19 protein-coding genes are annotated in these 19,285 nt (G+C 68.3%); 6 read left to right on the forward strand and 13 right to left on the reverse strand.

What is annotated here, in order from left to right; translation table 11 throughout:
• Nucleotides 1–22: 22 nt before the first annotated feature.
• From F0U60_RS36750 to F0U60_RS36775, 6 genes are all read right to left on the reverse strand, one after another.
• A complete protein-coding gene (locus tag F0U60_RS36750; protein WP_395806715.1) occupies nucleotides 23–1,873 on the reverse strand; it encodes a GspE/PulE family protein in 1,851 nt (616 codons plus the stop codon).
• Nucleotides 1,874–1,966: 93 nt separating this feature from the next.
• Nucleotides 1,967–2,728 (reverse strand): uroporphyrinogen-III synthase, encoded by a 762-nt coding sequence (locus tag F0U60_RS36755; RefSeq protein WP_395806716.1) that lies wholly within the window; start codon nucleotides 2,726–2,728, stop codon nucleotides 1,967–1,969.
• An 11-nt stretch (nucleotides 2,729–2,739) separates the two neighbouring features.
• Nucleotides 2,740–3,681, reverse strand: coding sequence for a hydroxymethylbilane synthase (hemC, locus tag F0U60_RS36760; protein ID WP_395806717.1), 942 nt, complete (start codon nucleotides 3,679–3,681; stop codon nucleotides 2,740–2,742).
• Nucleotides 3,678–4,991 carry a glutamyl-tRNA reductase gene (gene hemA / locus F0U60_RS36765; protein WP_395806718.1) on the reverse strand — a complete coding sequence of 438 codons (1,314 nt, stop codon included), beginning with the start codon at nucleotides 4,989–4,991 and terminating at the stop codon, nucleotides 3,678–3,680. The genes hemC and hemA overlap by 4 nt, the downstream gene beginning before the upstream one ends.
• A 2-nt stretch (nucleotides 4,992–4,993) precedes the next feature.
• Nucleotides 4,994–5,803 (reverse strand): inner membrane protein YpjD, encoded by an 810-nt coding sequence (locus tag F0U60_RS36770; protein ID WP_395806719.1) that lies wholly within the window; start codon nucleotides 5,801–5,803, stop codon nucleotides 4,994–4,996.
• A gap of 28 nt (nucleotides 5,804–5,831) precedes the next feature.
• The gene (locus F0U60_RS36775) at nucleotides 5,832–6,206 is read right to left on the reverse strand and encodes a hypothetical protein (RefSeq protein ID WP_395806720.1); all 375 of its coding nucleotides are present in this window, start codon (nucleotides 6,204–6,206) and stop codon (nucleotides 5,832–5,834) included.
• Between the two features lie 191 nt (nucleotides 6,207–6,397).
• On the opposite strand from F0U60_RS36775, the gene trxA reads away from it, so the two are divergent.
• Nucleotides 6,398–6,733, forward strand: coding sequence for a thioredoxin (trxA, locus tag F0U60_RS36780; protein WP_395806721.1), 336 nt, complete (start codon nucleotides 6,398–6,400; stop codon nucleotides 6,731–6,733).
• Nucleotides 6,734–6,796: 63 nt separating this feature from the next.
• On the opposite strand, the gene F0U60_RS36785 is transcribed toward trxA, so the two are convergent.
• Entirely contained in the window at nucleotides 6,797–7,600 is an 804-nt protein-coding gene (locus F0U60_RS36785) for a PilZ domain-containing protein (RefSeq protein WP_395806722.1), read from the reverse strand.
• Nucleotides 7,601–7,690: 90 nt separating this feature from the next.
• Here F0U60_RS36785 and mgtE point away from each other — a divergent pair, with 90 nt between their 5' ends.
• Nucleotides 7,691–9,070 (forward strand): magnesium transporter, encoded by a 1,380-nt coding sequence (mgtE, locus tag F0U60_RS36790; protein ID WP_395806723.1) that lies wholly within the window; start codon nucleotides 7,691–7,693, stop codon nucleotides 9,068–9,070.
• Nucleotides 9,071–9,094: 24 nt separating this feature from the next.
• On the opposite strand, the gene rodA is transcribed toward mgtE, so the two are convergent.
• From rodA to mreC, 4 genes are read right to left on the reverse strand one after another with little or no spacing between them, the layout of a single operon-like run.
• Nucleotides 9,095–10,246, reverse strand: coding sequence for a rod shape-determining protein RodA (gene rodA / locus F0U60_RS36795; protein WP_395806724.1), 1,152 nt, complete (start codon nucleotides 10,244–10,246; stop codon nucleotides 9,095–9,097).
• Complete coding sequence (mrdA, locus tag F0U60_RS36800; protein ID WP_395806725.1) at nucleotides 10,230–12,245, reverse strand: penicillin-binding protein 2; 2,016 nt, start codon at nucleotides 12,243–12,245, stop codon at nucleotides 10,230–10,232. The genes rodA and mrdA overlap by 17 nt, the downstream gene beginning before the upstream one ends.
• Nucleotides 12,242–12,745, reverse strand: a complete 504-nt coding sequence (locus tag F0U60_RS36805) for a hypothetical protein (protein ID WP_395806726.1) — start codon at nucleotides 12,743–12,745, stop codon at nucleotides 12,242–12,244. Before F0U60_RS36805 ends, mrdA begins: the two co-directional genes overlap by 4 nt.
• The gene (mreC, locus tag F0U60_RS36810; RefSeq protein WP_395806727.1) at nucleotides 12,746–13,609 is read right to left on the reverse strand and encodes a rod shape-determining protein MreC; all 864 of its coding nucleotides are present in this window, start codon (nucleotides 13,607–13,609) and stop codon (nucleotides 12,746–12,748) included.
• Between the two features lie 231 nt (nucleotides 13,610–13,840).
• Between mreC and F0U60_RS36815 the strand changes: the two genes are divergently transcribed.
• Nucleotides 13,841–15,415 (forward strand): SurA N-terminal domain-containing protein, encoded by a 1,575-nt coding sequence (locus F0U60_RS36815; protein ID WP_395806728.1) that lies wholly within the window; start codon nucleotides 13,841–13,843, stop codon nucleotides 15,413–15,415.
• 62 nt (nucleotides 15,416–15,477) lie between these two features.
• On the opposite strand, the gene F0U60_RS36820 is transcribed toward F0U60_RS36815, so the two are convergent.
• Nucleotides 15,478–16,569, reverse strand: coding sequence for a diguanylate cyclase (locus tag F0U60_RS36820; protein WP_395806729.1), 1,092 nt, complete (start codon nucleotides 16,567–16,569; stop codon nucleotides 15,478–15,480).
• Between the two features lie 46 nt (nucleotides 16,570–16,615).
• On the opposite strand from F0U60_RS36820, the gene F0U60_RS36825 reads away from it, so the two are divergent.
• Nucleotides 16,616–17,215 carry a Maf family protein gene (locus F0U60_RS36825; protein WP_395806730.1) on the forward strand — a complete coding sequence of 200 codons (600 nt, stop codon included), beginning with the start codon at nucleotides 16,616–16,618 and terminating at the stop codon, nucleotides 17,213–17,215.
• Nucleotides 17,212–17,877, forward strand: a complete 666-nt coding sequence (locus F0U60_RS36830; RefSeq protein WP_395806731.1) for a YggS family pyridoxal phosphate-dependent enzyme — start codon at nucleotides 17,212–17,214, stop codon at nucleotides 17,875–17,877. Before F0U60_RS36825 ends, F0U60_RS36830 begins: the two co-directional genes overlap by 4 nt.
• A 25-nt stretch (nucleotides 17,878–17,902) precedes the next feature.
• Here the strand turns inward: F0U60_RS36830 and F0U60_RS36835 are convergent, their stop codons facing one another.
• Nucleotides 17,903–18,109 (reverse strand): hypothetical protein, encoded by a 207-nt coding sequence (locus F0U60_RS36835; RefSeq protein WP_395806732.1) that lies wholly within the window; start codon nucleotides 18,107–18,109, stop codon nucleotides 17,903–17,905.
• Nucleotides 18,110–18,437: 328 nt separating this feature from the next.
• On the opposite strand from F0U60_RS36835, the gene F0U60_RS36840 reads away from it, so the two are divergent.
• The gene (locus tag F0U60_RS36840) at nucleotides 18,438–19,250 is read left to right on the forward strand and encodes a DUF3108 domain-containing protein (protein ID WP_395806733.1); all 813 of its coding nucleotides are present in this window, start codon (nucleotides 18,438–18,440) and stop codon (nucleotides 19,248–19,250) included.
• Nucleotides 19,251–19,285: the final 35 nt, after the last annotated feature.

Consider the following 19,285-nt stretch of genomic DNA (forward strand, 5'->3'; position numbering starts at 1 on the left):
CCCTGTCACCCGCTCAACGCGCTTACGCGACGGACGTCATGCGCACTACTTCGTCAAACGACGTGAGTCCCATTGCCAGCTTGCGCACCGCTGCTTCGCGCAGCGTCCGCGTACCGCCCCGGCGTGCCGCATCCAACATCTGCCGGTGGTTGGCCCCACGAGAGATGAACTCACGCAGCTCGTTGTTCATGTTGACGATTTCGAACGCACCCGTGCGACCCCAGTACCCGGTGCCCCGGCAGCGCACGCACCCAGCACCCTTCACGATGCGCACCCCGCCCGGCAGCAGTGGAATGGGAGCGCCCAGCATGGCCAGCTCGTCCTGCGTGAGCGTCGTCGGCTGCGCACAGTGCGGGCATACGCGCCGCAACAGGCGCTGGGCCATCATCCCGATGAGGCTCTGCGCCAGCAGGAAGGGTGGCACTCCCAGGTCCTTCAGACGCGCCACCGCGCCGATGGCATCGTTGGTGTGCAGCGTGGAGAGCACCAGGTGGCCCGTGAGCGCGGCTTGCACGGCGTTCTCCGCCGTCTCCGCGTCACGGATTTCTCCCACCATGATGACGTCCGGATCCTGGCGGAGGATGCTGCGCAGCGCACCGGCGAAGTCGAGCCCCACCTTGGGCTGCACCTGCACCTGGTTGAAGCCGTCCCACACCATTTCGATCGGATCCTCGATGGTGGTGACGTTGACGTCTGGACCGGCCACCGCCTTCAGCGCCGAATAGAGCGTGGTCGTCTTGCCGCTGCCCGTGGGGCCGGTGACGAGGATGATGCCGTGGGGCTGATCGATCCACGACTCGAAGACGGTCTTCTCGTCCGGGTCGAAGCCGAGCTGGGCAATGTCCTGCACCAGCGTCTCCGGATCGAACACACGGATGACGACCTTCTCGCCGAAGGCCGTGGGCAGCGTGGAGACGCGGAGCTCCACCTCGCGACCATCGCGCTCGGTCTTGATGCGGCCGTCCTGCGGCTTGCGCTTCTCGGAGATGTCGATGCGCGAGAGCGTCTTCACGCGCGACACGATGGGCGGATGCACGCCCGCGGGCAGCGTGTACACGGGGTGAAGCACACCATCGATGCGCAGGCGCACCAGCGAGGTGTTGCGCTTGGGCTCGATGTGGATATCCGAGGCGCGGTTGTCGAAGGCGTAGCGCAGCATGTAGTCCACGGCCTGCACTACGGGCTGGTCCGCCGCGTCCAGCTCCTGACGGCCGCTGAGCGAGACGAGCTGCTCGAAGTTGCCGATCTGCGGCGAGTTCTGGGGGTTGGTGCTGAAGTCATCCGCGGCGCGCGCCAGCGTGCGCTTGAAGCCGTAGATGTCCGCGATGGCCTTGAGGATGTCCGTCTTCGCGGAGAGCACCGGCTCGATGGGCATGCCGGTGAGCACGTGGATGCTCTCGAAGAGCTCCTTGTCGAAGGGGTTGGCCACCGCCACCAACAGCCGGCCGTCCTGGCCGCGCTCCAGCGGCAGCAGCACGTGCTTCTGTGCGAAGGGGCGGGACACGGTGCGGGTGGCCAGCGCCATGTCCAGCTTGAGCGGGTCCACCTTCTTGTAGGGAATACCAGCGGCACGAGCGGCGATCTCCGTGACGCGATCCTCGTCGAGCACTCCGCGCCCATCCGCCAGGGGCACCTGGAAGGCAGCGACGATCTCCACCGGAGAGACTTCGTAGCGCGCCGCGTCCTTGCCGGTAATCCCCTGGTTCTTGAGGACCCGAGCCCGCGCGGCCTGCTCGCGGGTGAGGATGTTCTGCCCCTGCTCGGCGGTGAGCACCCGCTGCGAGACGAGCGCCTCGAGGACGAACGAGAGGGAGAAGTCGGTCTTGCTCCTCGAGGGAGGAGGAGAAGCGGGCGGGGTTACGGGCGCTGGCAACGGCGTCTCCTTGCGGCCACGAAGAACAAAAAGAGAAGGCCGAGGCATCCCGGCACTGACACACGGCGGAGTCCTGGCCGCCCTGCCGACAGTCTATCCGCGAATCGCCTGGATGGTCGCCTCGACCAGCGCCTCGGGGGTGGGACGCTCGGCGACGGTGGCCACCGGCAACCCCAGCCGCGTCAGTGCCGCTGCGGTGGTGGGACCAATGGCCACCAGCCGTGCAGCACCCAGCCGCTCGCGCCCGGCCACCTCGAGGAACGCCTCCGCGGTGCGCGGCGAGGCGAAGAGGGCCACGTCCGGGGGTGAGGCCTGGAACAGCTCCTGGGTCTCGGCCGGCAGCGACACGGCCGCGGAGCGGTACGCCGTCACCCGCGTCACCCGTGCGCCATGTTCGCGCAGCGCGTCCTCCAGCTCGCGACGCCCCTCCTCGGCAGCCGGCAGCAACACCTCGTCCTCCGGCTCCAAGCCGGGGCGCATCACCTCGTAGAGCGATGCACCCGTGCCCTCGGGGGCCTCGACGGCCACGTTCAACCCGTGACCCTCCACGGCGCGCGCGGTGCGCGGCCCCACCACAGCGATGCGCACCTGTGCCAGACGCGCCGTCGTGCCGGCTTCACGCAGCGCCTCCATCAGCGCATCCACCGCCGAGGGGCTGGCGAACACCACCCACTTGTAGCGTTGAATGGACTCCGCAGCCGCTATCAACGGGCGCGGATTCTCCGGAGGCAGCAACTCCAGCAGCGGGACATGCAGCACGTGCGCGCCCTCGTCCTCCAGAAGGAAGCACAGCTCCTCTGAACGTTCACGGGGGCGCGTCACCAGGACACGGATGCCTTCGAGTCGCTTTTCCACGGGCGCGCACTCTAGGACTCCGGCGAGGACGAGGCGCGACCAAAATCACGGAGGATCTCCGCGGCGCCGAGCGACAACAGTTCCTCGGCGAGCGCCTCACCTACTGCGAGCGCCGTCTCCACCGGACCGCTGCGCTCTGCCTCCACCACCCTGGAGCCGTCTGGCCGCCCCACCAGTCCACGCAGCCGGACGGTGTTGCCCTCCACCGTGGCGTGTCCAGCCAGCGGGACGGTGCACCCTCCCTCCAACCGAGCCATGAAGGCGCGCTCGGCCGTCACCGCGATGCGCGTGGTGGTGTCCTCCAGCGGCGCCAAGAGGCCGCGCACCCCGGCGTCCTCGGTGCGGCACTGGATGGCGAGCACCCCCTGCCCCACCGCCGGCAGGCTGAGGCTGGTGGGCAGCACCTCGGTGATCTCCGTCTCCAGCCCCAGCCGCTTGAGGCCTGCGTAGGCGAGCACCGCGCCGTGCAGCTCCAGCTCGCGCGTGCGCGCCAGCCGCGTCTGCACGTTGCCGCGCAGGCTGATGATCTCCAGGTCCGGCCGCCGCGAGCGCAGGATGCAGCTGCGCCGCAGCGAGGACGTGCCCACGCGCGCCCCCTTGGGGAGCATGTCCAACGAGAGCCCAGCCGGGCTGCAGAACGCGTCGCGAGGATCCTCGCGCCGGGGCACCGCCGCCAGCAGCAGGCCAGCGGGCAGCACGGACGTCATGTCCTTGAGGCTGTGGACGGCCAGGTCCGCGCGGCCATCGAGCAGCGACTGCTCAATCTCCTTCACGAACAGCCCCTTGCCCCCCACGGTGGACAGGGGCGCGGAGAGGAAACGGTCTCCCGCGGTGGTCATCTCCACGAAGGAGACCTCCAGCCCGGGGTGCAGCTGGGTCAGCAGCGAGCCCACGTGACGGGCCTGCCAGAGCGCCAGCGGACTCTGCCGGGTGGCGATACGTACAGCCTTCATCCCTTCCCTCCGTTGGCCACCACGTTGGGGCTGGCCGTCCCCGCGCCGGGCGTGGGCGCTTCGTCGAGCCCGAAGAGCTCGGCGGCGGCTCCCGCCAGCCGATTGCCCTCGTGCTCGGGACCCACCGCCCTCAACCGGGCCGTGGGCTCGTGCAGCAACTTGTTGACGATGGCACGCGCCATGGCCTCGACGCTCTTGCGCTGCTTGTCGGTGAGGCCGTCGCCAATGGCAGCGAGCGTACGCTCCACCTCGGCGCGGGCAATGGCCTCACCGCGCTGGCGCAGCTGAGCGAGCACGGGCACACCGTTGCGCACGGCCCGCTCGCGCACGAAGCGAGCCACTTCCTGGGCCACCAGCACGCCCGCCTTCTGCGCTTCCTCGGCGCGGGCGGCGGCGTTCTCCGCGACGAACTTCTGGATGTCGTCCACGTCGTAGGCGTGCACCCAGTCCAGCTCCCCCACCTCGGGGGCGATATCGCGCGGCACGGCCAGGTCCACCATGAAGAGCGTCCGGTGCTTGCGCGCCTTGGCCACCGCGGCCACGTTCTCCTTGGTGAAAATGGGCACCGGCGACGCCGTGCTGCACACCACCACGTCCGCCGCGGTGAGCAACGTGAAGAGCTCCTCGAAGGGACGCGCGGTGGCGCCCACCTCGGCCGCGAGCGCCTCGGCACGGGCCAGGGTGCGGTTGGCCACGAAGAGCCGGGTGGCGCCGGCCTGCTTCAGGTGACGCGCGGCCAACTCCGCCATCTCGCCCGCGCCCACCAGCAGCACCGTCTTGTCCCCGAGCCCGTCGTACACCTTGCTCGCGAGCGCCACAGCCGCGCTGGCCATGGAGGTGGCGGCCCGGCCAATGGCCGTCTCCGTGCGCACCCGCTTGGCGCAGCCGAAGGCCGAGGCACACACGCGCGTCAACTCGCCACGAACCGCGCCCGCGCCCTGGCCCCGCTCGAAGGCGTCCTTCACCTGACCGAGGATCTGCGCCTCGCCCAGCACCATGGAGTCCAGGCTGGCCGCCACCCGGAACAGGTGGACCAGCGCGTCCTCTCCGCGGTGCTCATAGAGGTGCTCGAGCGCCTCCGAGCCGCCGAGCTGCCGCAGCTCGTCCAGGGCGCCCTCGCGCACCCGGTTCATGTCCGGCGCGGCCAGGTACAGCTCCACCCGGTTGCAGGTAGAGACGAGCAGCGCCTCATTGGGCGCCTGGGCCAACCGCCGCAGCAGCTCCACCTGCTGGGTCTCCGGTAGCGCGAGCCGCTCACGAACGGAGAGCGGCGCGGTCCGGTGCGAAATGCCGATGCAGAGGAAGTCCATGGCTAGCGCCAACCTCCGCTGACATGGATGAAGTCATATGAAGAGAGGAACGACACCAGCAGCAGCCCAAACCCCGTCATGGTCAACAGCGCGACACGCCGGCCCCGCCACCCACCGAAGGAGCGGGCACTGACGAGCGCGGCAAATACAGCCCAGGCAACCAGCGTGGCAATCTGCTTGGACTGCCAGGCCCAGAAGAAGCCCGGCGCCGCGCTGGAGAAGAACGCCCCGGTGACGAGCGTCACCGACAGCGCGATGAAGCCCACCACCACGAGCTGGCGGTTGAGGGTGTCGAGGAACTCCAGCGAGGGCAGGCGCGCGAAGAGCAGGCCGAAGCGCTTGCCCTTCACCTGCCGCTCCATCAGCAGGTACATCCCCGCGACCCCCGCGGCCACCGCCGAGGCAGCCACCCCCAGCAGTGCAATGGTGATGTGCACCGGCAATAGGGGCCGCTGCACGTCTGGGGACAGCGGGCCCCCGCCGTCCAGCAGCAACCCTGGCAGCAGCACCGTCACGGCCAGCGGGGTGATGAAGGCGCCAATCACCGGCTTGCGGTAGCGCACATCCACCACCAAGAAGATGGCCAGCAACAGGAAGGCGAAGGTGGAGAACCCCTGGGCCATGCCCACGGGACGACCGCCCTGCGCGCCGAAGAGCCCGAAGAGGGCCACTCCGTGCAGGGCCAGTCCCATGCCCACCAGCACCCGACCCGTGGTGGCGAGCGCCCCCATCTGTCGGACGAGGTAGGCCAGATAGACCAACGCCGCGACGACATAGGCGTGGCAGGCGAGGGAGACCAGCGCGTGGTTCATGGAGACACAACCCAACAGGCTGAGGGGCTCAGCCCATTTTGTTCAGGAGGAAAGCGGCGAGGAGATCCGCCTCGGAGCCAGGCTTGCCGTTGGCCGAGGCGGCATCCGAGGGTGAGGAAGGCACCTCGGCCACATAACCGGGGACCACTTCGTATGCCGTATCTCCGAGCAACACCGAGTCGGCCATCTGCTCGGCACCCAAGGACTTGAGCTGCTCCTCGGTCTTCACCTTGGTGACCAGGGCGTTGGCGTCCTCTCCGGTGACGAGCTGCACGATGTGCACCGCCGGTGTAACCGGGTACACACCTTCCTCACCGGTCACCACCAGTACCCCGTCCTTCACGTCCGCTTTGTCCTCCAGTGCCCACTCCTCAAGCTGGGTCTGGGGAAGGAAGAGCCTCATCACCGCGCTAGCTTACACCTCTGCGCTCCAAGCCGAAGCGCCATCTACCATTGGAGAATAACGGCTTGCGACCCCCGAGCCCCGTCCGCATCTAAGCAGGCAAAGGGGCGGGAAAATCCCGTCCTTGCAGGCCCGGCGGACGCGTACTAGAGCACGCGCCTCCTTGCTTACCTGCATGCCGGAGGAGACACATGGCAGGCGCTGACGTGATGAACATCGGGGATGGGGAGTTCGATAAGGAAGTGCTGAAGTCTGACCAGCCCGTGCTGGTGGACTTCTGGGCCACGTGGTGCGCCCCGTGCCGGGCCATCGCTCCTGCCATCGAGGAGCTGGCGACCCAGTACAAGGGAAAGGTGAAGGTCGCGAAGATCAACATCGACGACAACCAGGACACGCCGCAGCAGTACGGCATCCGCTCCATCCCCACCCTGCTCGTCTTCAAGGGCGGCAAGGTGGTGGAGCAGATCGTCGGCGCCGTGCCCAAGACGAAGCTCGAGGCCGCGCTCCAGAAGGCCATCTCGACCTGAGCCGTCTTCGTCCCGCGCGGAGTGCCCTCCTGGGTCTCCGCGCGGCAACGAAGTCCGCGGGGCTCACTCGCCTCGCCACGTATCCGTGGGGTTGTTGGCCTTGAGGAGCTCCCACGCTGCGAGCGCGTCCACCACCCGCTCCAGCTCGTTGGGCAGGCCCCGGGCGCGATTGGAGCGCAGGTACTCCTCCGCGAAGGTGCGCAGCCGCATGTCCAAGAAGAGGCGTGCCAGCGACACCTCCGTCTGAGCGTAGAACTCCTCGAAGCGGATGCCGAAACCGGTGGGCTCGTCCTCCCGGCGAGGACGCTGCTCGCGCACGATGCGGGCACGAGCCTCCACGGGCGCCGCCCCCTCCTCGAGCGAGAAGCGCACCCGGAACTCGGTGTCCATGGGCAGGAAGAAGGTGCTTTCCAGGAAGGCCCCGCCCACGCTCACGTTGGCCGAGCGCAGGGTGGCGGTGAAGCGCCGCGCACCACCCTCATCGTCGATCCACAGCTCGAAGTTCGTGGCGAGCCGCGCACGGGGGAAGTGCCGGTGCTCTACCTCCTCCGGAGTACCCTGCTCGATGACGGGGGAGAAGAAGGAGCGAGGAGCGGCCGGTGCCGCCGGGGAACGGGAGGGAAACCCGGGCCTGGCGGGCGGTGGCGTGGGGACGGCGCGACGGAACGGCTCCACACGAGGAGCGGGAGTGGCGGGCGGCGCCGCGCGGGTTGGCTCGACCCGGGGAGCCACGGGGGGCTCCACCCGCCGGGCCGGCTCGGGACGCGCGGCCACCTCCGTCCGCGGGGCCGCTGGAGGGGCTGCCTCCGTGACCGAGGTGTCATCCGCCTGCGAGGAAGCCTTCTTCCGGGAGCCCTTCCTGTCCATCTTCACCTCCGGGGGGCATGGACAGATTTCCATACCCCAACCGGCGCGTTTCATACACCATGCGCGCGCCCGTCCGCGCGCGGAGATTGCATGCTGGGAAACCTCCTGAAGCCCGAGTTCGACGCGCTTATCGCCGCCAAGGATTGGAATTCCTTGCGGGATGCCTTCTCGGACATGGATCCGGCAGACATGGCCGAGGTCATCGAGGATCTGCCCGCGGACGAGAGCGGCATCATCTTCCGGCTGCTGCCGCGAGACACGGCGGCGCTCGTCTTCGAGTACCTGCCCCCCCACCAGCAGACGGAGATTGTCGGGACGCTGGGCAAGGAGCAGCTGAAGAACCTGCTGGACGAGATGGCGCCAGACGACCGCACGCGCCTGCTCGAGGAGCTGCCAGCCGAGGTGACGAAGCGGCTGCTCACCTCGCTGTCGCCGGGGGAGCTGAAGGTCGCCCGCAACCTGCTGGGCTACCCGGAGAAGAGCGCCGGCCGGTACATGACGCCGGAGTACCTCACCATTCCGGGGAACCTGACAGCGGGTGAGGCCCTCGAGTACGTGCGCTCCCATGGGCAAGGCCGCGAGACGCTGCACGTGCTCTACATCGTGGACGAGAAGGGCCGGCTGCTGGACGACGTGCGGCTGGCCTCGCTGGTGCTGGCCGACCCGAAGACGAAGGTGACGGACATCCACGACAGGCAGCTGGTGAGCATCCCGGCCACGGCGGACCGCGAGGAGTTCATCAGCATGTTCGAGAAGTACGACCGGGTGGCGCTGCCGGTGACGGACTCTCAGGGCGTGCTGGTGGGCATCATCACGGTGGACGACGTGCTCGACGCGGCCGAGGAAGAGGCCACCGAAGACATCCAGCGCATCGGCGGTATGGAGGCCCTGGAGGCGCCCTACCTGGACAGCGGCATCGTGGAGATGCTGCGCAAGCGCGTGGGTTGGCTGACGGTGCTCTTCGTGGGGCAGATGTTCACGGCCACGGCCATGGCCCACTACCAGGACGCCATCGCCCAGGCGGTGTTCCTGAGTGCCTTCGTGCCCCTCATCATCTCCTCGGGAGGCAACTCGGGCTCGCAGGCCACCTCGCTCATCATCCGCGCGCTGGCGGTGCGCGACGTGACGCTGAAGGACTGGTGGAAGGTCGCCATGCGCGAGGTCGTCAGTGGCGTGGCGCTGGGCCTCTTCCTGGGGCTGCTGGGCCTCTTGCGCATCCTCGTGTGGCCGCAGCACGAGATCCTCTATGGCCCCCACTTCGCCTGGGTCGGCGTGGCCGTGGGACTGAGCGTGCTGGGCGTGGTGACGTTCGGCACGCTGTGCGGCTCGATGCTGCCCTTCCTGCTGCGGCGCTGCGGGTTGGATCCCGCCACCGCCTCGGCGCCCTTCGTGGCCACGCTGGTGGACGTCACCGGCGTGGTCATCTACTTCACCGTGGTCACCCTCATCCTCACCGGCCGCGGGCTGTAGCGCCACGGCCGGAGCAGCGAGGGCTCAGAACATGTGGCGACGCATGCTGATGTTCACCAGCAGCCCGATGCTGAGCATGACGCTGACCAACGAGGAGCCGCCGTAGCTCAGCAGCGGCAGGGTGATGCCCGTCACCGGCAGCAGGCCGATGACCATGCCGATGTTCTCGAACACCTGCCAGAAGAGCATGGCCACCACGCCTACCGCCACGAAGGCGCCGAACCTGTCTCGGGCGTTGAAGCCCACCCCTAGCCCCAAGGTGAAGACGAGGCCGTAGAGCACCAGGAGGAGCACGCACATGATGTAGCCGTGCTCCTCGGCCCACACGGAGAAGATGAAGTCCGTGTGCTGCTCGGGGAGGAAGGACAGGCCCGTCTGGGTCCCCTCCTTCCACCCCTTGCCATGAAGGCCGCCGGAGCCCACGGCGATCTTCGACTGGGCCGCGTGGTAGCCGCTGCCGCGCAGGTCCGACTCGGGATCCAACCACCCGGAGATGCGCTTGCTCTGGTGCGCCTTGAGCAGGTGCCGGACGATGGTGGTGCGCGGCTCGGGCACGTCCCGCACGTAGTCGTTCCAGATGACGATCGCCCCGGCGAGGATCCCCGCCACCATGATGGCCACCAGGTACCAGCGCACCTTGCCGAACAGGATGACGGTGAGCGAGGACAGGAAGATCATCAGCGCGGTGCCCAGGTCCGGCTGCACCAGCACCAGCACGAAGGGCACCATCACCACCGCCACCGGCTTCACCAGGCGCTTGAGGCCGTAAGAGCCGTCTCCAGGCTTGAAGTCGTCGTGGTAGACCTTGGCCAACATCAGCAGCACGCCGATCTTCATGAACTCGGCGGGCTGGATGCGGATGGGGCCCAGGACGAACCAGCTCTCGGCGCCCTTGGCCTTGTGGCCAATGACGCGCAGCGCGAGCAGCGCCAGGATGTTGAGGATGTAGATGGGCAGCGCCATGCGCTGGAGGACGCGGTAGTCCACCAGACACACGATGATTCCGGCCACCAGGCTGACGCCCAGGTAGATGGCCTGGCTCGTCCACACAGGCGAGGACTGCGCGCGCGAGGCCGAGGCCAGGTTGAAGATGCCCAGCCCCGCCACCGCGAGCACGCTGAAGATGAGTCCCCACGGGATGTGGGGCACCATTCGCCGCTCAATCCGAAGTTGCATCGTCCCCTCCAGCCACCTGGGTCCCCCGGGTGAGCGCGACGTCGTCCAGGCTCGGCGCCGCGGGCAGCGTCGAGACGTAGGGCGTGTTCTGGCGAGGCGGCGGGTTGGCCGCATCCTCCTTCTTCAGCTCGAAGTACTTCCTGATGACCGCCATGCCGGTGGGCGCAGCATCCACACCACCGTGACCACCGTGCTCGTTGAGCACCACCACGGCAATCTCCGGATCCTCAGCGGGCGCGAGCGCCGCGAACCACGCGTGGTCACGCTGGAAGAAGTCCATCTGGTGCGTCTTGAGGCGCACCGCGCCGATGGTGACCACCTGCGCGGTGCCCGTCTTTCCCGCCACCGAGACCCCCAGATCCTTCAACCCCGCCTGCACCATCGCCCGGTAGGCCGTACCACCCGGCACCATCGCGGTGGCGATCAGTCCCTCCATCACCGCACTCCGGTGCGCCTCGGGGATGTCCACCTTGTTCACCACCTGCGGCTCGAAGCTCTTCACCACCTCGCCGTCCAGGCCCTCGATCCGCTCGACGAGCTGCGGCTTGAACAGCGTGCCGCCGTTGCCGATGGCCGCGTACACCAGGGCGAGCTGCAGCGGCGTGACGTTGACGTCACCCTGCCCCATGGAGCTGTTGAGCGCCATGCCCTTGGTGTAGCCACCCGGGGACAGCTTGTTGTGGTACTCGCTGGACGGCATGATGCCCGGCACCTCGGCGAGCACGCCGATGCCCGTCGGCTGGCCCAGGCCCAGGGCCTTGCCCATCTCGGCGATGGGATCCAACCCGATGGTATCGGCCACCTTGTAGAACCAGCTGTCACACGAGTACTGCAGCGCCGTCTTGCCGTTCACCGGTCCGTGGCCACTGTCCTTGTGGCAGCGCCAGCTGCGAGCACCCAGCCGGTAGCTGCCCGAGCAATTCACCACCGTATCCGGCCGGAAGTGGCCCGACTTGTACGCAGCCAGCGCGGTAATCACCTTGAAGGTGGAGCCCGGGCTGAAGTGGTCCGCGGACACGCGGTTGATCATCGGCTGCAGCGGATCCTTCGCCAGCGAGGCCATCTGCGCCGGGGTGATGCGGCCCGTGAGCAGGTTGGGATCAAACCCCGGGCGCGACACCACCGCGCGGATGAAGCCCGTCTTCACGTCCACCGCCACCACCGCACCCGCGGCGGCGGGGAAGGCGCGCTCGGCCTCCTCCTGCAACCGCATGTCGATGGACAGCATCAGGTTGTTGCCCGGCCGCGACGACACCACCGCTTCCTTGCCCAGCTTGTCGCTGAACTCCTCGATGATTCGTCCGCGCGCGTTGACGACTTCCTTACGCACGCCGTCCGTGCCGCGCAGCGTGGACTCGAAGTAGCGCTCCAGGCCGCGCCGGCCGATGTAGTCGCCCAGCGCGTAGTGAGCCCCCTCGGACTTGAGCTTCTCGAGCTCATCCGTGGTGATCTCGTTCATGTACCCGAGCACGTGCGACAGCACGCTCCCGGTGCGGTAGTTGCGGTGAGGCACGGGCACCACTTCCACGCCGTCCAGCATGTCGCGGCGGGCGTTGATGCGATCGTACTCGTCACGCGTCAGGTCGATGCGAACCGGCAACGGCTGGAAGGGCGCCGTACGCCGCGCCAGACGGACCTGATCCTCCACCTTCTTGCGCGAGACCTCGTCCCACCCGAGCAGCTCGCCCAGGCGCGGCAGCACCTCCTCCGCGCAGTTGGTGCAGAAGGCAGGCGTGACGAAGGCGTCGAAGGAGGGACGGCTGTCCACCAGGATGGTGCCGCGCCGGTCCTTGATGAGGCCGCGGTCCGCGCGCAGGCGCACCTCCTTCACGAAGTTCGCCACGCTCTTGGCGGCGTACTCCTCGCCCTGGGTAATCTGGAGGCGGTAGAGCTGGACGGCGAGCGCCACCAGCCCGGCCACCATGGCCAGGCCCACCCACACAAAGCGGCGCTTGAGATCGCGCCCGGGAGTCGTCTCGGACAGCGTCGGAGGCGTCAACGCAGCAACCCCGCGGAAGAGGAACGGTCCTGCGACGCCTCAAAGCGCCGCAACAAAGGATAGAGGAACACAGCCGCGATGCCAGTGAGCGTCACCTGCAAGGGCAGGCCCGGCAACAGCGCCAGCGAGCCTTCCTTCGTGGTGAGCCAGGTGAAGAAGCTCGCCAGCATGCCGTGGCCCGCGTCCGCGCCCATGGCGAAGAGGACGAAGGCCGCGCGGCTGCGCACTTCCACCAGGCTCACCACCAGCTTGCCCACCAGGAAGGTGAAGACGGCCAGGAAGGTGAAGAGGCCCGTCGGCTGACCGCTCATCAAGTCGAGCAGGTAGCCCACGGAGAAGGAGGAGACGGCGCCTTCCAAGGTATTGGCGCGCACCGCCAGGAAGGCCACCAGCACCACCGTCACGTCGATGCGGCTGATGGCCAGGCCCAGCTGCTGCACCACCACCGACTCCAGGGTGAGCAGCAACAACGCCAGTCCGATGGTGACCAAGAACTTCATCTAACGCTCACCTCCGGAACCACCCGCCGACCCCTGGACCAGGGCACCAAAGGGGTTGCCACGCACGAGCACCTCTTCCAGCCGCGTGGTGTCCACTGCGGGCTCGATGTCTCCGCCCAGGAACATGCCGTGCTCCGTCTTCTCCAGTTGAGTCACCTTCCCCACCACCAGCCCAGGCGGATACACGCCGTCCGTGCCAGAGGTGATGATGAGGTCTCCCACCTGGACATCCTCGGTGCGCAGCATGTTCTCCAGCCGCAGCGGACCCTTGCCCTCACCGGCCGCCGTCCCTCGCGCCCTCGAGCGCTGCACCCGCACACCCACTCGGCTCTGCGCGTCCGTCACCAAGGCCACGTCCGCCCAGCCGCCCGTGGTGCGCACCACCTGGCCGACGATGCCGTCCGGCGTCACCACGGACATGCCGCGGAACACCCCGTCCGTCTCGCCCCGGTTGATTCGCACCGACAGCAGCTTGGCCACCGGGTTCACCCCGATGACCCGCGCGGCGATCTCCGGCCCTGGCACCGCCTCGGCATAGGAGAGCAGGCCTCGCAGCCGCTCGTTCTCCACCCGGGCCTCGCCCAGCGCCTGCACGGCGGCCCGCAGCTGCAGGTTCTCCGAGCGCAGTTGCTCGTTCTCCTGCCGTACCTCGCGCAGGTCGATGTAGCCAAACACCACGGCTTTGACCCCGTCGATGAGGCCTATCAGTCCGCGCTGCAAGGGGGCGGTCAAGCCAATGACCGCCCGGTCCACGAAATTGGGGTCCCGCCCGCGCCGCCCCGTCGTCAGGAAAGCCCCGAACGGGTAGAGCAAGAGCACGCCCACGATGAGAAGCGTTCGGTAGCGCTTGAGAAGCGACAGCACTTCGTGAAGGTCCGTGTGGGAGAGAGGGAGCGGCAGGAACGACAGGGGGGCTCGCTAACTACTCTGAATCGCTTGCATTTTCCGGGGTGTTGCTCTAGGCAGTCAAGGTCTTCACGGAGGGTGGCGTTCCATCGTCCACCATCCGACCGGGCACCCAACACACGCGCGTCGCGAATCCTTCCACCGGGAATTACGTGGCGCGTCTCAAGGCACAGAAACGGTCACGGCATCATGAAGGACGCTCTCGAGCCGCGTAAGGTTTTCTCGATCCTCTTCATCATCGCCATTGCGGTGGTGTTCACCTTGCAGTTCGGCCCTGGCAGCTCGGGGTTCGGCGCGGCCAATCCGGGAGGCCAGGCGACGCCTTCGGCCGCCGCGACGGTCAACGGCAAGGAGATCCCCGTGCTGGAGTTCCGCCGCGAGTACGCGGGGCAGCTCCAGTACCTCCGCCAGCAGGGCAGCCCGGTCACCGAGGCGGTCGCCCGCCAGTTCGGCCTGCCGCAGCAGGTGCTGGAGCGGATGGTGAACACGGAGCTGCTGGCCCAGGCGGGCGAGCGGCATGGCGTGCGTGCCTCGGATGAGGAGATCCTGAAGATCCTCCACCGCAGCCCCGAGTTCCAGAAGGACGGGGTGTTCGACTACGCCACGTACCAGGCGGTGCTGCGCGACTACTTCCGGCAGACGCCCGCGGACTACGAGGAGGACATCCGCAAGCGCCTGACCGCGCAGAAGATGATGGAGGTGGTGCAGAACGGCGCGGTGGTCTCGGACGACGAGATTCGCGCGCGCTTTGAGAAGGAGGGCAACCAGGCTCGCATCGTGTTCGCCCGCTTCCTGCCCACCATGTACGCCGACAAGGTGCCGGCCCCGAGCGCCGCGGACCTTGCCACCTACCGTCAGGCCCACGAGAAGGAGATCAAGGACTACTACGAGGCCAACCGCTTCGTGTACCAGCAGCCCGAGCGCATCCGCGCGCGGCAGATCCTCCTCAAGGTGGCCCCCAATGCCACGCCGGAGCAGAAGGCCCAGGCGATGGAGCGCGCCCAGGCGCTGCGCAAGGAGATTGAGGGCGGCAAGGACTTCGCCGAGGTGGCCACCGCCAGCAGCGAGGATCCGGGCACCAAGGCCAAGGGTGGAGACCTGGGCTGGGTGGAGCGCGGCAACTGGGATCCTGCGCTGGCCAACGCGGCCTTCGCGCTCGAGGCCGGCCAGCTGACGCAGCCCGTCGAGACGCCGTTCGGCATCCACCTGGTGAAGGTGGAGGAGAAGAAGCCCGCCCAGGACAAGAAGCTGGAGGAGGTGCAGGACGAGATCGCCACCACGCTCTACAAGCGGGAGAAGGCCAAGGAGCTCGCCCAGGCCGAGGCGCAGAAGGCGCTGGCCGAGGTGAAGGGTGGCAAGGCGCTCACCGCGCTCTTCCCGCCGGAGAAGGAGGGCCAGCCGGCGCTGCTGCGCTTCGAGACGGAGACGCGTCCGGAGGCGGTGCAGACGGACACCTTCAACGCCGCCAGCACCAACGTGCCCCACCTGGGCCCCGCGCCGGACCTGCTCACGGCCGTGTTCGCCACCAAGGGCGCGCAGGTGCTCGACCAGGCCTACCCCGTGGGCGAGGGCTTCGTGGTGGCGCAGGTGACCGAGCGCCAGCTCCCGGATGACGCGAAGTTCGCCGAGAAGAAGGACGAGCTGCGCAAGCAGGCCGAGCAGGCCAAGCAGTACGAGGTGGCCGACTCCTTCCTCAAGCAGCTCAAGAAGAGCGGCAAGGTGGAGACCAACACCGCCGCCATCGACCAGGTCGTCGGCGGGTAGTCGCCACGAGAGGCCCGGCCTCTCGTCCAGGGGGCGTCACCCTTCGGGGGGCGCCCCCTTCTTCATTTCTTGCCGTGCCTCATGACCGGGCCCCCGGGCATGTCCGCGTGGGGTACGGCGATGCAGATGTCATCGCGGCCCCGGGCCTTTGCGGCGTACATGGCGAAGTCCGCAGCCCGGACCAGGTCCACCGACGACAGCGCGTGCTCCGGGTAGGTGGCCACCCCGAGGCTCGCCGTCACCTGCAGGTCCAACCCCTGCGACTGCTGGAAGCGCCGGGTGCGGAAGGCGTCGCGGATGCGGGTGGCGCTCGTCATCGCCCCGTCCGTGCCCGTCTCCACCAGCAGCAGGGCGAACTCGTCCCCGCCATAGCGGAAGACGTAGTCCAGCTGCCGGCAGCACGAGACGAGCAGCTCGCCCACCTCCTTCAGCACGGCGCTGCCCACCAGGTGCCCGTGGGCATCGTTGATGGACTTGAAGCGGTCCAGGTCCAGGAAGACGAGCGACACCGGGTGGTGGAAGCGCTGCGAGCGCCGCACCTCGTGCTCCAGCTGCGCGCGCAAGTGCCGAGCGTTGTAGACGCCCGTGTGCTCGTCGGTGATCGTCAGCTCCTGCACGCGCCGGAAGTTGCGCGCGTTCTCGATGGCGATGGCCGCGAAGTCCGCAATGGCCGTCAGCGCCATCAGGTCATCCTGGGTAAAGGGCCGGTCCGTCACGCCATTCACCAGCTCGATGACGCCCAGCACCCGGCCCCGCGCGATGAGGGGCACCGCCACGATGGAGCGGGTGCGGAAGGCCGAGGCCGCGTCGAAGCGCGAGGCGAAGGACGGATCGTGCGACACGTCCTCCACCAGCCGCGCCGTCCCCGTGGAGAAGACGGTGCCGGCGATGCCCTCGCCCGGGGCCAGCTGCAGGCCCTTGAGCACGTCCGCCCCCTCCCCTACGGCGATCTCGAAGTAGAGCTTGCTGGTGCGCTCGTCCTGCAACAGCAGCGACCAGTTGCGGGGGCGCAGCAAGCTGCGCACCTTCTCCATCATCAAGTTCAGTACCTCACGCAACTCGAGCGTGGAGGTCAGTGCCTTGGCGATGTCGTTGTAGGCGGCCAACTGCTCCACCGTGCGCGTCATGGCCGCGAGCAGGTCCGCGGGATTCATCCAGAGTCCACTCCAGGGCGCAGTTCTGCTAGAGGCGAGCCGTAACATGCACACATCAGTGGGTCAAACCCGGCTCGTTCTCGCGTCCGCTTCGCCGCGTCGGCGCGAGTTGCTCGGCCAGCTCGGACTGGCCTTCGAGGTGTCCGCCGCGGACATCGACGAAACCCCTCACCCCGGAGAGGCGGCCCAAGCCTACGTGCTCAGGCTGGCCCGGGAAAAGGCCAGAACGGTGGCGGCTCGCACTCCCGGCGCCTGGGTCCTGGCGGCGGACACCACCGTGGTCCTCGGAGAGGAGCTGCTCGGCAAGCCCCGCGACGAGGCCGAGGTCCGGGAGATGATGGGCCGGCTGTCGGGCAGGACACACGAGGTCCAGACCGGCGTGGCACTGGCGGGGCCCACGGCGGAGCATGCGCTGGTAGTACGCACCCGCGTCACCTTCCGTGCGCTGAGCGCCGGGGAGATTGCCTGGTACGCCAGCACCGGCGAGTCCCTGGACAAGGCAGGTGGCTACGCCATTCAAGGAAAGGGTGGATTCCTGGTGGCGGCAATCGAGGGCAGCCCCACCAACGTCATCGGCCTTCCGTTGGGTGAGACGCTCGAGCTGCTCGCCCGGGCCGGCCTCCCCCTTCCCTGGAGCACCCCATGAGCCACATCGCCGAGCGACTGGCAGAGATCCGAGCGCGGGTAGAGAAGGCGTGTGTCCGCGCGGGGCGGGAGCCCGGCTCCGTCACCCTGGTGGCCGTGTCCAAGCTGAAGCCGGCGGCCCTCATCCGCGAGGCGTACGCAGCGGGGCAGCGGGACTTCGGGGAGAACTACGCGCAGGAGCTGCGGGACAAGGCCACGGAGCTGGCGGACCTGGAGGGCCTGCGCTGGCACGCCATTGGGCCGTTGCAGACGAACAAGGTGAAGTACGTGGCGAAGGCCGCGCTGTCGTTCCACGCACTGGACCGGTTGGAGGTGGCCCAAGAGCTGTCCCGCCGCCGACAGGACGCGCCCATCCCCTGCTACGTGGAGGTGAATGTGGGCGGCGAAGCCAGCAAGAGCGGGCTGGCGCCCGAGGCGCTCGGGTCCTTCCTGGAGTCCGTGCGCGCGCTACCGGGCCTGAAGGTGGAGGGCCTCATGTCCCTGCCCCCGCCCACCGAGGACGAGCAGGTGGCGCGTGGCTACTTCCGCACGCTGAGGGAGCTCGCCCGGCAGCACGGGCTGACGGGCCTGTCCATGGGCACCACCCATGACTTCGAGCTCGCCATCGAGGAGGGAGCCACCCTGGTCCGGGTGGGCACCGCCATCTTCGGAGAGCGGGCCTGAGCCGAGGGGCCCCTCTCCAGGGGCCTCACAGCTCCCTGAACTTGAAGCGACCGTTGTCCGTGGCCTTCACCAGGAACTCGCAGCCGCAGTAGTTGCAGAGCACCTCCAGGCCGTCCTTGAGCGCATCCTCGAGCGGGTTGTTGGCGCTGCACTCGGGGCAGTCGAAGTCCTTGCGGGCCCCCTTCGCACCCGAGTCCTTCTCGTCCTCGTCCTCGTAGTAGTCCAACGGCATTGCGTCCCTCCTAGGCCAGGTGTCGGCTCCGGCACACCGGCCGGACCGCTCCCAGGCTAGCAGCCTCATGAGGGAAACGGCTCCCCCACCCCAGGGGGCTCGGAGCCGTGCCTGCTCGCCTGTAGGAGCACCGGGCTCTTCCCCCCTGGTGTCCGGGCCTGCACGAAAGGGGGGAATTCGAGGTTGAATGCACCCCACGGCGATCCGTCCATGAGGATGCAGCCGGGGGGTTGCTGTCTGGCGGGGGAGTTGGCGCGCCAGGATGCGGCTGCCTACCTTCCGCACCTGCCAACTGGCCAGGTCGCGGGGACCGAGCCAGGAGCCATCGATGCGCAAGCAGTGCAAGGGAATGTTCACCGGTTTGCTGTTCAGCCTCCTGATGTCGGGAGCGGCTCTGGCCCAGGGAGAGAACCGGGCCGCGTTTGGCCCCGGTGAACAGGCGCGCTATCGCGTGCAGTACCTCGGAATCACCGCGGGCTCCGCGCAGGTAACGGTGGGGGCGCCCATGAAGCAGTGGGGCAAGGAAGTGTGGCCCATTGTGTCGGTGGCGAAGTCGGAGTCGGTGGCGGGGGTGTGGCCCGTCAAGGACAAGTACGTCTCCTATTGGGATTTCAACACGCAGCGGGTGCTGGGCTCGGACATGCACGAAGACCAGAACCACAAGCGCCGCCGCGTGCGCGTGAAGATGGGCGAGGACGGCAGGTCCGCCTTCGTGGTGAAGCAGAAGGAGGGCGAGACGCCGCGCGAGTACAACCACGAGCTGGCCGAGGGCACCCTCGACGTGGCGGGAGCGACCTTCGCGCTGCGCAACCGCCCGCTGGACGTGGGCCAGGAGTACGCCTACCCCGTCTTCACCGGCTCGAAGAACTTCCTGATGAAGGCGAAGGTGGAGGCGAAGGAGACGCTGCAGACGAAGCTGGGGAAGCAGGAGGTGTACCGGCTGCGCGTGCACACCGAGTTCTCCGGCAACCTGGCCGCCAAGCGCGACATGACGGCCTGGCTGACGGCGGACGCGCGCCGCCTGCCGGTACGCATCGAGGCGGAGCTCGCCCTGGGCTCCCTCGTCGCGGAGTTGACGGAGTACGAGCAGGGCAAGGTCGTCGCACCGCTTCCGGCGGCGACGGCCCGGAACGGAATCTAGAGCGGCACCACGCGGTCGCCGCGGACAGGGGGAGA

The organism is Archangium minus (assembly GCF_044360475.1).
GTDB classification, from domain to species: Bacteria; Myxococcota; Myxococcia; order Myxococcales; family Myxococcaceae; genus Archangium; species Archangium minus.